The organism is Type-E symbiont of Plautia stali (assembly GCF_059731115.1).
Genome location: NZ_AP035906.1, coordinates 133,492 through 146,572, shown reverse-complemented (window position 1 = coordinate 146,572; position 13,081 = coordinate 133,492). Strand labels below are relative to the sequence as shown.

The following is a 13,081-nucleotide window of genomic DNA, read 5'->3' as shown; positions in this document are numbered from 1 at the left end:
GTGTTGTTATTATTGCTAATACCGCCAGGCAAATGCCTGGCGATTAATAATGGCTGCGGATAGGTGCCTGAACTTCACCGTTACCCACGGTAATATTCAGGATATTGGCTACGCGCTTCGCCACCAGTTCGACATCAAAGGCTGCGGCTGATGCCGGGCTGAAATCATAAACTGATTGTTGTGAAGCATTGGCTTCCGCGACGCTTTCATCACGGTGCACAACGCCTAATAAATTTTCGCCCAAACGCTGCTGCATAAAGCCGGTGACTTCGCGGCTAATATTGCGGCGATTGTCACTTTGGTTAAGTACGAAATAATGACCACGCTTATTGTTAAGTGGCTGACCAATCATGCGGTCATTTTCAATTTGTGGCAGTAAAGAGACCGAGGCGGTATCTGCCAGCATCACCACTAAATGCATATCGGCTAAAGCCTGCATTGCTTTAAGCGCGGGACCCGGGCCTGGCGGGAAATCGGCAATAATCACCAGCCCCGGATAATTCAGCACCGTATCCAGTCCACGACGCAGGAAATGCGGGTCTTTGATCAGATTCTCTTCAAAACGCTCACGCTGCTGTTCGGTGACATCGCCATAAGGCATGACGAAAATATTACCGCCGGTGGTGAGGATGGATTGGCTCCAGTCCGCCTGCTCTTCTGAGCGCGCGACAAAACCGCGGCCATTGTGCAGTGGCACACCAAAATGCAGGCGCAGTGCGTTCTGGACATCGAAATCGATTGCCAACACCTTGCTGCCAGCGCGAGCCAGACTCCATGCAAGGTTGGCCGCCATAGTGGTTTTCCCTACTCCCCCTTTTGGCGAGCACACACAAACTAACGGCATAGCGCAATCTTCTCCAGTAACGGTTTCAATGGTGTTTCTTTAGAAATATTAGCAGGTTCCGCAGGTCGTGAGCGGAACAGTGAACCAAAGCGGGACGGTGCAGCAGCTGGGCGCGCCGGTTCTGCCGGTGCGGCGAACGTTGGCGCAGGTGCAGGACGCGCTGGCTCAGCCGGTACGGCAAACGTTGGAACCGGTGCAGGACGTGCAGGCTCAGCCTGGTGCGCTGCTTCAACGGGTGCAGCAAAGGCAGCTGCCGCCGCCGGAGCGGGTGCGACTGCGGCCGCCGGTTTAGCGGGTGCCGGTGGGAACAGTGAGGTGGTCGCCTGACGCTCAACATGGGTGACTTTCGGCGCCTGGGTCAATACAGAAGGTGCCGGCTTAGCCGCCGGAGCAGGCGGGAACAGCGATGAAACACTGGTCGGCGACGTCGCTGGCGCAGATTCAACCGGCGCAGTGGCTGCCAGGCTATCAAGAATCGAACCGCGTGGGGTGCTCGCCACAGGCGCAACCACTTCAAGGGCAGCCTGAACTGGCGCGGTAAACTCATCGCCACGAATCGGTTGTGGCTGTGGCAGGTCAATACGCTGACCACTGCCTAATTCAGGCCCATTATCTGTCGCCAATTGGCGAATAATCGCCCACTGACTGTGATCCGCTTCCTGCGATTGCCCAGACATATCCTTAAAAGCGATATCAAGCGTTTTGGTTTTTTCTTTAAAACGCTGCAGATCGTCGTAATTCTTCATGATCAGAGCCTGTAAAAGCGGGAGGGAAATTTTCGCGAATATATCACACACATTAAAATAGAGTGAGAGAATTCTGATTATAAAAGCGCCGCAATCGACAAAACACTTTTATCAATATGATTGAAAATTTGGCAATGCAAAAAGCGTGCAGATATTTAAGACCGGAGACTTATTAATATCGATTAACTGAAATAATAACGGCAAAAACATTCACCTAAGCTACTGATATGATGCGGAAGTGGTTCAAGTTACGGATTTAATAGACGTGTGATTATGCTCACATAATCCTGACGCTATTCAGAATTTGCCTTAACGATTTAAGTCTTTATCAGGACCAATCCATTACTGATGCGCTGCGGTAATACATTTCAAATCTCTTTCTGCAGAAACATTTTTCGCGTTAACAATTCTGAAGTATAACGCAGTAAAAAATAAAGGCTCCCACAGGAGCCTTTACTCATTTCTGGCGTTATTAATTACACGCCCACCGGCTGATTCTCATCTTGATCCACCGCGAAACAGGCAATTTGCTGGTCGCCATATTGCTTCAGTTTGGGCTGCAACTGGACGCAGGTGCCAAAACGACGGCGACAGCGCGCGTTAAATGCACAGCCCGGCGGCGGATTGAGTGGACTTGGCAGCTCGCCGGTCAATTTAATCCGTTCGCGACGCTCATCTGGATTCAGACGCGGCGTGGCTGACAACAAAGCCTGCGTATAAGGATGACGCGGATTGCTGAAAATGGCCTCTTTACTGCCGCGCTCAACGCAACGACCTAAATACATCACCATCACTTCGTCTGCGATATGCTCCACTACCGACAAATCATGAGAAATGAACACATAGGACAAACCCAAATCCTGCTGCAAATCCATCATCAGGTTGAGCACCTGCGCACGCACGGAAACATCGAGCGCAGAAACCGGTTCATCGGCGATCAGTACATCGGGATCGAGCATCAGCCCACGCGCAATGGCGATACGCTGACGCTGGCCACCGGAAAACATATGCGGATAGCGATCGTAATGCTCGGTTTTCAGGCCCACCTTCGCCATCATCTCCAGCGTTTTCTCGCGACGTTCCGCTTTAGTCAGAGAGGTGTTAATCACCAGCGGTTCTTCGAGAATCTGGCTGATTTTTTTGCGCGGATTAAGCGAGCCGTACGGGTTCTGGAACACGATCTGGATTTTCTGACGACGCAGTTTTTGCGCCTGTGGATCGTGTTTCAGCAAATCCTGACCATGCCAGTAAAGCTGGCCTTCGGTCGGTGTTTCAATCATGGTCAGCAAGCGTCCAAGTGTGGATTTTCCACAGCCCGACTCACCGACCACTGCCAGCGTTTTGCCGCGTTCAAGGTTGAACGAGACGCCATCCAGTGCTTTCACCAGGCGCTCCTGGCCAAACAGCCCTTTCTTCACCGGGTAGTGTTTTTTCAGGTCGATCGCCTGCAGCAGGTAATCCTGCTGAGTATTATCAAGACTCATAAGTCGGTCTCCCGGCATCATCCAGTGGGAAATGGCATTTAGACTGGCGACCCGGAATGTCACGCAGTTCAGGTTCTTCACGACGGCAGCGTTCGGTCACATACGGACAGCGCGGATTGAGCAGACAGCCGGTTGGACGATCATATTTGCCCGGCACCACACCCGGCAGCGAAGCCAGACGCGCTTTATCTGCGGCAAACTCCGGCAACGCGCGCAGCAATGCCTGGGTGTAGGGATGACGCGGGGCTTTAAAGATGTCTACCGCTTTACCGCTCTCCACGACCTGGCCGGCGTACATCACGATGATGTGCTGCGCGGCTTCTGCCACCAGCGCCAAATCGTGGGTAATCAGGATCAGCGCCATGTTCTCCTGCTTTTGCAACTCCAGCAGCAGTTCGATGATTTGCGCCTGAATGGTCACATCCAGCGCGGTGGTCGGTTCATCAGCAATCAGCAGCTTAGGTTTGCAGGCGATCGCCATGGCGATCATCACGCGCTGGCTCATGCCGCCTGACAGCTGATGCGGATAAACATCCAGACGAGAGGCCGGATCGGGGATCCCCACCTGTTCCAGTAAATCAATGGCGCGCTGACGACGGGTGCTTTTACTGCCGCCCTGATGCACCTTCAGCGCTTCCATGATCTGGAAGCCTACGGTGTAGCACGGGTTGAGGCTGGTCATTGGGTCCTGGAAGATCATCGCCACTTCGGCGCCCACCAACTGGCGGCGCTCTTTTTCAGAGATCTTCTGCAAGTCGCGCTGGTTGAACTCCAGCTTTTCCGCCATCACACGACCGGGATAATCAATCAGGCCCATAATCGCCAGCGAGCTTACCGACTTACCGGAGCCGGATTCACCCACAATCCCCACCACCTGGCCTTGTTCAACCTGGTAGCTGATACGGTCTACTGCACGGAACGGTGTTTTTTCGTCGCCGAAGTGCACCGACAGTTTTTCTACATTTAATAGTGCCATCTCGGTGCCTCTTTACTGCTTGAGTTTCGGGTCGAGTGCATCACGCAAACCATCGCCCATGAGGTTGAATGCCAGCACGGTGAGCAGAATGACGACACCAGGGAACGTCACCACCCACCAGGCACTTTGCGCATACTGCAATACGTCGGAGAGCATGGTGCCCCACTCCGGCGTTGGCGGTTGCGCCCCCATTCCGAGAAAGCCCAACGCCGCCATATCGAGGATGGCGTTGGAGAAGCCTAATGATGCTTGCACGATTAGCGGTGCCAGGCAGTTAGGCAGAATATTGACAAACATCTGGCGCAGCGTGCCGGCACCCGCCACGCTGGAGGCAGTGACGTAATCGCGGTTTACTTCCACCAGCACCGCTGCGCGCGTCAGACGGATATAGTGCGGCAGCGCGACGAAGGTGATCGCCAGCGAGGCGTTGACAATCGACGGACCAAAAATCGCCACCAGCACCAATGCCAGCAGCAGACTCGGCAGCGCCAGCATGATATCCACCAGACGCATGATCACCGCGTCGACGACGCCGCCGAGGTAACCTGCCATCAGACCAAACACCACGCCAAGGATCAGCGACAGCACCACCACCAGACAGCCGACCAGCAGCGATAAACGTGCGCCGAACATCAGGCGTGACAGCACATCACGGCCCACGTCATCGGTGCCAAAGATAAATTTCCAGCTGCCGCCTTCCTGCCACACCGGCGGATGCAGCAGCGCATCACGGAACTGCTCTGACGGCGCGTGTGGCGCCAGCACATCAGCGAAGATGGCGATCAGCAGCATCAGAATGATGTAAACCAGGCCAATTACTGCGCCTTTATTGCGTTTGAAGTAGTGCCAGAATTCCTGAATCGGGGTCATCGGCTTGGGTGCAGCGCTTACGCTTGCGGGATCAACAGTTGTCATGATGCCCCCCTTATTTCTTATGTCGAATGCGCGGATTCACCACGCCGTACAGCAGATCAACCAGCAGGTTGACCACGATGATCAGAATTGCCACCAGCAATACGCCGCCCTGCACCACCGGATAGTCACGGCGCTGCAATGCTTCGATTAGCCAGCGACCCAGTCCCGGCCACGAGAAGATGGTTTCTGTCAGAATCGCACCGGCCAGCAAGGTGCCGACCTGCAAACCGATAACCGTTACCACCGGCAGCATCGCGTTGCGCAGTGCATGCACCACGATCACGCGCATACGCGTCAGGCCTTTAGCGCGCGCAGTGCGGATATAATCTTCACCCAGCACTTCCAGCATTGAAGAACGCGTCATACGCACGATCACCGCCAGCGGGATAGTGCCGAGCACAATGGCCGGCAAAATCATGTGCATCACCGCATCTTTGAAATCGCCCTCTTCACCCCACAGCAGCGTATCAATCAGCATAAAACCGGTGAGTGGGTGGCTGTCATCAAGGAAAATCGTGTCACTGACACGCCCGGATACCGGTGTCAGGTTGAGCTGCACCGATACCAGCATGATCAGCATGATGCCCCACCAGAAAATCGGCATGGAGTAACCGGTCAGGGAGATACCCACAGCGGTGTGATCAAACACCGAACCGCGTTTTACCGCCGCCAGCACGCCAACCGGAATGCCCACCGCAATCGCGAAGAGCATCGCGCAGATGCCGAGTTCCAGCGTGGCTTTGAAACGAGGGACGAACTCATCCCATACCGGGATGCGGCTTTTTAGCGAGATGCCGAGATCGCCGTGCAGCACACCATTAATGTAGGTGATGTACTGTTTCCACATCGGCTGGTCGAGGCCAAATTGGGCCATCAGCTGGGCGTGACGCTCGGGAGAGATACCGCGTTCACCCGCCATGATCAGCACCGGGTCACCGGGGATCAGATGGACAAACGCAAAGGTCAGTAAGGTAATACCGATGAACGTTGGGATGACAAGGCCCAGACGTCGGAGTATGAATTGCAGCATAAGCCGGATTCTCAGTCATTTCCCGTGGCGTTGCCGCCAGGGACTACATTGCTCACAACACGCAATCGACAAAGCCGATCGCGACGCAAGAAGCGCTTCAATATAAGAAATTAGCCGGAAAAAAAGTGCGGAGACCGGGCGGCAAAGGTGCCGCCCGAGGGCCAGCAGCGCTGGCCCAGACCGCGATAATCCGAAAGGTTATTCCTGGATATCGACGTTTTCGAAGTGATGTTTACCTAATGGATCAACCACATAGCCAGTCACTTTCTTGCTCACCGGCTCATACACGGTAGAGTGAGCAATAATCAGCGCCGGAGCCTGGTCATGCATCACTACCTGAGCCTGTTTGTAGAGCTCAATACGTTTGTTGTGATCGGCTTCAGCACGTGCAGGCTGAATCAGATCTTCAAACGGCTTGTAGCACCAGCGTGAGTAGTTAGAGCCGTCTTTGGCGGCGGCACAGCTAAACAGGGTGGCGAAGAAGTTGTCCGGATCCCCATTGTCACCGGTCCAGCCCATCATGACAGTCTGGTGTTCACCGGCTTTGGCGCGTTTCAGGTACTCGCCCCACTCGAAGGTGACGATCTTGGCTTTCACACCAATTTTCGCCCAGTCAGCCTGAACCATTTCCGCCATACGACGGGCGTTCGGGTTGTAAGGACGCTGTACCGGCATCGCCCACAGGTCGATTGAGAAACCATCCGGCATGCCGGCTTCTTTCAGCAGCTCTTTCGCTTTGGCAGGATCGTAAGCGTAATCTTTCACATCGTCGTTGTAGCCCCACATGGTTGGTGGGATCAGGTTTTTCGCGGCCTGGCCAGCGCCCTGATACACAGCGTCGATGATGGCTTGTTTGTTCACCGCCATGGTCAGTGCCTGACGCACTTTCACGTTATCCAGCGGTTTTTTCTCGGTGTTGAATGACAGGTAACCGACGTTCAGACCAGGCTGCTCCATCAGGTTAATTTTGTCATCTTTCTTCATGCTGGCGATGTCAGCCGGGTTCGGGTACGGCATCACCTGGCACTCACCCTTCTGCAGTTTGGCGTAACGCACAGACGCATCAGGCGTGATAGAGAACACCAGACGATCAATCTTCGGCTTGGTGCCCCAGAAGTCCGGGTTGGCTTTATACAGAATGCGTGAATCTTTCTGATACTGCTGCAACACGAATGGACCGGTGCCCACTGGATTGAGGTCCAGCTTCTCTGGCGTGCCGGCTTTCAGCATGTTGTCCGCATACTCTTTTGACAGGATTGAAGCGAAGTCCATGCCGAGGTCGGCAATGAACGGCGCTTCAGGACGGCTCAGGGTGAAGCGTACGGTGTAGTCGTCAACTTTCTCGATTTTCTCGATCAGCTTCGGCATATCCATACCTTCGAAGTATTCGTAGCTGCCGCCCGATACACCGTGGTACTTGTTGTTTTTGTCGAGCTGGCGCTCGAAGGAGAACACGACGTCGTCAGCGTTGAAGGTACGCGTTGGCTTAAAGTCTTTGGTGGTTTGCCACTTCACGCCTTTACGCAGATGGAAGGTATAGGTTTTACCATCTTCGCTAACGTCCCATTTTTCAGCCAGGCCAGGCTGCAGCTCGGTAGTACCGGTTTTGAACTCAACCAGACGGTTGTAGATAGGCACGGAGCTGGCATCGTAAGTGGTACCCGATGTGAAGAGCTGTGGGTTGAAGCCTTCCGGCGAACCTTCTGAACAATATACGAGGGTTTTCGCCTGGACACCCGCGGCAACAGTCATAGCAATCAGGCTAAGACCGACCTTCAGCATCCTGGATTTAGCCAGGGAGTTGATCATGTTTTGCTCCATTGTGATGTGATGTTGTGTGCGTCGCCCGACCTCTGAATTTTTTTATGCGGTTCGGGCAGCATGCGAGTGGTTTATTTTGTCATCCGATAGCCAATGGCTCCTCAGAATCGCCCTACTCTGCATGTTATTGACGCATCAATTTGTCAACAGTTGCAAAGAACGTCAATACAAGGTGGGGTTATTTACACAGAGTGTGAGTAAGTGCAAGCAACGATAAAAAACAGGGTTATTGCGCTGAGCCAAAATTTAAAAAGGTGATAAAGCGCGCAATGCCGCGTGATTGTCTGGCTACACAGTCAAATGACAGTGATTATCACCGCTAAAAAACACACAAAAGTTATTGGTAAACGTCGAATAACTGAACGATTCGTCGTGCGTTATGACGTTCAGGCAGCGAAATATGCTGGGGTAATGGCATAAGAAATCAGCAAAAAGCAATAATCGGTCATAAGAAGAATGTGTCGCGAATTAAGCGTGCAGGGTTGATTGCGTGAGGGGTCGAGTCGGTAAAGTGGGAATAATGGCGGGTAAATGTGATTTGTCGGATGGGATGGGTGAATTCTAAGGTTAGGTGCAAACAGCATCGCTTTTAAATGGTGCGCTGCTCAGGGAAGGCGGCTCGATCGCAAAGACGGCGTAAATACATCCCTGTAGCCTCGGTCGCCGCATCCCTGCGGCGAACGCTTTGCTGCCCGAGCCGCCTTCCCATCGCTCATCAGCAATGATGCCGCTGTTTTGAAAAACAGCACGCATCTAAGCAACAGCATGTTTTCTTTATGACAGCACGCACAAAGCCGAATGTTCGCTTCCTAAAGCACGCACAGAATCAAACGAAGGAGGGAATGCGGGGCCGCGGAGTAAAGCGTTACACGCCAGGGATGGCGTGTGTCGAGCGATCAGGGACGAGACAGCGACTTTACGCAGCGGCCCCGTATTCACTCCTGGCTGCACCAGCTCCGCTTTTAAAACCCCGCACAAACTTAACAACTCCGCCCCTGGCAACAAACACAAAGCCAAATGTTCACTTCCAAAAGCGCGCACAGAATCAGATGAAGGAGGGAATGCGGGGCCGCGGAGTAAAGCGTTACACGCCAGGGATGGCGTGTGTCGAGCGATCAGGGACGAGACAGCGACTTTACGCAGCGGCCCCGTATTTGCTCCTGACTGCACCGGTTCCGCTTTTAAAAGCGCGTACAAACTTCACAACTCCGCCCCTGGCAACAAACACAAAGCCAAATGTTCACTTCCAAAAGCGCGCACAGAATCAAATGAAGGAGGGAATGCGGGGCCGCGGAGTAAAGCGTTACACGCCATGGATGGCGTGTGTCGAGCGATCAGGGACGAGACAGCGACTTTACGCAGCGGCCCCGTATTCACTCCTGGCTGCACCGACTCCGCGATCGACAGACGAAAAAAAACCTGCTTTTTCAAGCAGGTTTCTTCAAATATGGTCGGCGAGAGAGGATTCGAACCTCCGACCCACTGGTCCCAAACCAGTTGCGCTACCAAGCTGCGCTACTCGCCGATGGGGGCGAATATTACTGCTCCCCCTTGGGAGCGTCAATCCCTTTTCCGTAAAATCCGCCCGATCGCCTGGAAAGCAAACAGCACCGCAAAAAGCCCTGCCGCTCAACACCTTCCATAAAACCCTTACAACGCTTTAGCAGGCGTCGTCGCCGGTGCCTGACACCAGTTATTCGCCGCTTTAATCCCGCCATCCGGCGAACTGTAGCCCAGGCAGCCTAAAATGGTATCGAACAACTCAACATGACGATGGGTTTTCCCCACGCGCTGCTGCGCCTGTAAACGCTCGAAGTTACTGCGGTTGGTGGGATCTTCAAGATATTTATCAGAGGCCCAAACCATCATCGGCACGCGGAACTGCTCCGGCGGCGCCATCTCACGCGGCGTGCCGTGTAAGTGCATATTATCGCTGATCGACTCACCATGATCGGCGGCATAAAACACAATCGCCTTCTTATCACGCAACTGATCGAGCACGCTATCCAGCATGGTATCGACGTAAAGAATCGAGTTGTCATAAGCATTGATCAACTGCGCTTTACTACAGGTCTCATCCACGCCCATACATTCCGGCTGATAACGGGCGAAGCTGCGCGGATAGCGCTGTGAATACAGATAATGCGAACCCTTAGTGTGCAACACCACCAGATGCTTACCTTTCGGGAAACGTTGCAGCGAGGCCTGCAGTTCTGGCACCAGCAGCATGTCATCCACCGCTTTACCCTGATTACGCTTCTCAGAACCAATCTGCTCACGGAACGAGAAATTATTCACATCGGCGTTATCGTAGAACCACACTTCACTCTGCATGGCGAACAGCTCAGAGGTAAAGCCCAGCTCCTTCATCACCGCAAAAACGTTCTGCTCTTTCAGCGTGCGGCCAGGATTATCCATGGTGCCGCCCTCGCGCACGAACATGCAGCGCAGCGACAGCTTAGTGGCGGTATCGCAAGACTCACCGCGGAACGCCACCAGGTTTTTCTCTTTAGAAAGCTTCGGCGTGGTATCGCGGTCATAGCCCAGCAAACCCATGTGGTCCCAGCGCGTGGTCTCGCCAATCACAAACACCACATAGGTATCATCAATGCCCGGCGGTGCCACGTAAGTAAACTTCTTCGCTGGATCGAGCAGTTCCGCCCCATCCATCTCTTCATCGACTTTGGTCCAGGCAAACAGCCCTAGCGCCGCAATCCAGTTAGAAGGCAAATACGAGTGCGCCACCACCCCGCCGTAACTTGGCAGGTCGATATTGGTGATCTCTTCATTCACTTTTTGCAGTTTGTCGAAGTAGCGAATCGGCAACCACACCAGCGCTACGCTCAACAGCATGATCAGCGCAGGCTTCAGACGCTGGCCCGGCGTTTTCAATTGCTCAATCAAGGTCTGGCTAAGGTTATTACGCCAAATCAGCAGCAGCGGCAGCGCGCTGACCAGCACCATCCACAGCACAAAGCGCATGCCGACCACTTCTTTAGAGAGATCGACATCAGTGGTCATCACTGAGGCCACGATGCCGTAGCCGATCACCACATTAAAGAAAGCCATGTAATAGGCGGCAGCCACGGAAATCACCACGGTTAACGTGGCAAGGATGCGATAAACCCACTTACCGCCCAGCGATAGCAGACGCATCAGGAAAAACGTCAGCAGCACCGCAGCGGTCACTTCTGCGACCGCAGAAAGCCAGTTAGAGAGGGTGGATTTCGTTAGGAAGCCGTCAAATCGGCGATAAAAAATTGGCAAATTCAACAAGATGCCGAGATAGAGCGCAAGCAACAGCGACAGCTTTTGCTGCGTTAACGTTTTGATATAATTCATTTACTTATTCATTCCTGACCCGGTGTCAATAAACCAACCTTAAATGTGACTATTTAAAGTCAATAGAGTTCGTCCATGAGCGAGAAAAGCGCAAGCAACGAGCAGGAACGGGACGAATCTGAACCGGAACGGCAATGAAGGCGCATGCAGCGCAGCAGTAGAACATTTAACCAATGGTAAGACCAGACAATAATTGATCTGACCCCATAAAATGATAAAAGGCCCCTGATGGAGCCTCTCTTTGGACTGGCAGCGACCTTAGTTGATGATATTCAGAGTCACATCAATGTTGCCGCGCGTGGCGTTAGAGTACGGGCAAACAATGTGTGCCGCATCCACCAGTTTCTGCGCTTCGGCTGCATCCATCTCTGGCAGGTGGATGTTCAGTTTAGCTTCGATGCCAAAACCGGTTGGAATTGGGCCGATACCGACTTCGCCTTCAATCCACGCATCTTTTGGCATGGTGATTTTGTCGCGACCGGCCACAAATTTCATCGCACCGAGGAAGCACGCTGAGTAACCCGCAGCGAACAGCTGCTCTGGGTTAGTGACTTCGCCGCCTGCGCCGCCCATCTCTTTTGGCACGCCCAGTTTCACATCCAGCACGTTGTCAGACGAAGTCGCACGACCATCACGGCCGCCGGTGGCTTTGGCTTTTGCGGTATAAACAACTTTATCTAAAGACATGATAACCTCACTATTCTCTATATAATCGCGCACTATATATCTATGCGCAGTTTTGACGTTGATATCCAGGATGCCGCGTTGGCGACATCCAAAATGCTTTATTTGGCGCGGTTAAGATTGGTGCGCAAATCGTCCAGCTGATTTTTCAAAGCAATCAAGGTGTCATCGTCACAGGCGGTGGCACAGCGTACCGCCTCGGGAATGCTTTGTGCTCGTTCACGCAGCGCACGACCTTCATCGGTCAGGGTCACCACCACCTGGCGCTCATCGCGACGCGAACGCTGACGGCGTAACAAACCAGCGGCTTCTAAGCGTTTCAGCAGCGGCGTCAGCGTGGCTGAATCAAGGAAAAGCTGCTCGCCAATCTCCGATACGGTCACATCATCCTGATTCCACAGCACCAGCATCACCAGGTATTGCGGATAGGTAATCTCCAGCTCAGCCAGCAGCTGGCGATAGACTTTGTGCATCGCGAGATTCGCCGAATAGAGCGCGAAGCAGAGGTGTTGATCAACCTGGAGTGGCGTCTGCTGCACTTTTTTGTCATCTTGATTACTGTTCATGCGATTCAATATAGATAGCGCGCTAGATAATTGCAAGCAACTTTATTCCGGAGTGTTAAAGATGCGTGATTCACTGGAAGAGCAAGCGCGCCGTTATGCCACGCAGGCACATGCTGCTGCGGGTCAGCGTCGCAAATACACCGATGAGCCTTACATCGTGCACCCGGCTGCGGTGGCCGAACTGGTGCGCAGCGTCACCGATGATGAACAGATGATTGCCGCCGCCTGGCTGCATGACACCGTAGAAGATACCCCGAGCACGTTACAGGACATTGAAAGTCATTTTGGCCCGCGCGTCGCGCAGTTGGTCGACATGCTGACTGACAGCGCGCAACCCGAGGCGAAAAACCGCGCCGCCCGCAAACTGGCGCACTTCCGCCATACCGCCGAAGCCTGTCCCGATGCGCAAACCATCAAGCTGGCCGATATCATCGACAACACCCGCGCCATTGTGCATTTCGATCCCGACTTTGCACGTATCTACCTGATTGAAAAACAGATCCAGATTCAGTTGTTGAATCAGGGCAATCCGCAATTGTGGCAGCAGGCAGAGCAGATCATTCAGCAAGGCATTGATCAGCTGGCGCAGCCACCACACAGCGTGCCAGAGAGTTGGTTTGTGAAACAGGCGGCAAAATACGGCGGATTAAGCTGAAAAAAAACCCGCCGTGCA

Annotated in this window: 11 protein-coding genes and 1 tRNA gene; 1 reads left to right on the top strand and 11 read right to left on the bottom strand. The window is 53.5% G+C overall.

Translation table 11 applies throughout. The annotated features are described in order from the left end of the window. Window positions 1–43 precede the first annotated feature (43 nt). From bcsQ to AC6I8L_RS00640, 11 genes are all read right to left on the bottom strand, one after another. Window positions 44–844 carry a cellulose biosynthesis protein BcsQ gene (gene bcsQ, locus AC6I8L_RS00690; protein WP_058960395.1) on the bottom strand — a complete coding sequence of 267 codons (801 nt, stop codon included), beginning with the start codon at window positions 842–844 and terminating at the stop codon, window positions 44–46. Beyond that, a complete protein-coding gene (gene bcsO / locus AC6I8L_RS00685) occupies window positions 835–1,590 on the bottom strand; it encodes a cellulose biosynthesis protein BcsO (RefSeq protein ID WP_479402917.1) in 756 nt (251 codons plus the stop codon). Before bcsO ends, bcsQ begins: the two co-directional genes overlap by 10 nt. Before the next feature lie 476 nt (window positions 1,591–2,066). Continuing rightward, window positions 2,067–3,074 carry a dipeptide ABC transporter ATP-binding subunit DppF gene (dppF, locus tag AC6I8L_RS00680; RefSeq protein WP_058960396.1) on the bottom strand — a complete coding sequence of 336 codons (1,008 nt, stop codon included), beginning with the start codon at window positions 3,072–3,074 and terminating at the stop codon, window positions 2,067–2,069. Further along, a complete protein-coding gene (dppD, locus tag AC6I8L_RS00675) occupies window positions 3,064–4,050 on the bottom strand; it encodes a dipeptide ABC transporter ATP-binding protein (RefSeq protein WP_034827781.1) in 987 nt (328 codons plus the stop codon). The genes dppF and dppD overlap by 11 nt, the downstream gene beginning before the upstream one ends. A 12-nt stretch (window positions 4,051–4,062) precedes the next feature. Further along, window positions 4,063–4,965: a dipeptide ABC transporter permease DppC gene (gene dppC, locus AC6I8L_RS00670; RefSeq protein WP_034827779.1), complete on the bottom strand. Its 903-nt coding sequence runs from the start codon at window positions 4,963–4,965 to the stop codon at window positions 4,063–4,065. Window positions 4,966–4,975: 10 nt separating this feature from the next. After that, on the bottom strand, window positions 4,976–5,995 hold the full coding sequence (dppB, locus tag AC6I8L_RS00665) for a dipeptide ABC transporter permease DppB (protein ID WP_034827777.1): 1,020 nt from the start codon (window positions 5,993–5,995) through the stop codon (window positions 4,976–4,978). A 198-nt stretch (window positions 5,996–6,193) separates the two neighbouring features. Beyond that, the gene (dppA, locus tag AC6I8L_RS00660) at window positions 6,194–7,804 is read right to left on the bottom strand and encodes a dipeptide ABC transporter periplasmic-binding protein DppA (protein WP_034827775.1); all 1,611 of its coding nucleotides are present in this window, start codon (window positions 7,802–7,804) and stop codon (window positions 6,194–6,196) included. Between the two features lie 1,460 nt (window positions 7,805–9,264). Further along, window positions 9,265–9,341, bottom strand: a tRNA-Pro gene (locus AC6I8L_RS00655). A gap of 125 nt (window positions 9,342–9,466) precedes the next feature. After that, window positions 9,467–11,158 carry a kdo(2)-lipid A phosphoethanolamine 7''-transferase gene (gene eptB / locus AC6I8L_RS00650; protein WP_058961087.1) on the bottom strand — a complete coding sequence of 564 codons (1,692 nt, stop codon included), beginning with the start codon at window positions 11,156–11,158 and terminating at the stop codon, window positions 9,467–9,469. 258 nt (window positions 11,159–11,416) lie between these two features. After that, the gene (locus AC6I8L_RS00645; protein ID WP_034827959.1) at window positions 11,417–11,845 is read right to left on the bottom strand and encodes an organic hydroperoxide resistance protein; all 429 of its coding nucleotides are present in this window, start codon (window positions 11,843–11,845) and stop codon (window positions 11,417–11,419) included. Between the two features lie 98 nt (window positions 11,846–11,943). Further along, window positions 11,944–12,408: a MarR family winged helix-turn-helix transcriptional regulator gene (locus tag AC6I8L_RS00640; RefSeq protein ID WP_034827771.1), complete on the bottom strand. Its 465-nt coding sequence runs from the start codon at window positions 12,406–12,408 to the stop codon at window positions 11,944–11,946. 61 nt (window positions 12,409–12,469) lie between these two features. On the opposite strand from AC6I8L_RS00640, the gene AC6I8L_RS00635 reads away from it, so the two are divergent. Beyond that, window positions 12,470–13,063, top strand: coding sequence for an HD domain-containing protein (locus tag AC6I8L_RS00635; RefSeq protein WP_058961089.1), 594 nt, complete (start codon window positions 12,470–12,472; stop codon window positions 13,061–13,063). Window positions 13,064–13,081 lie beyond the last annotated feature (18 nt).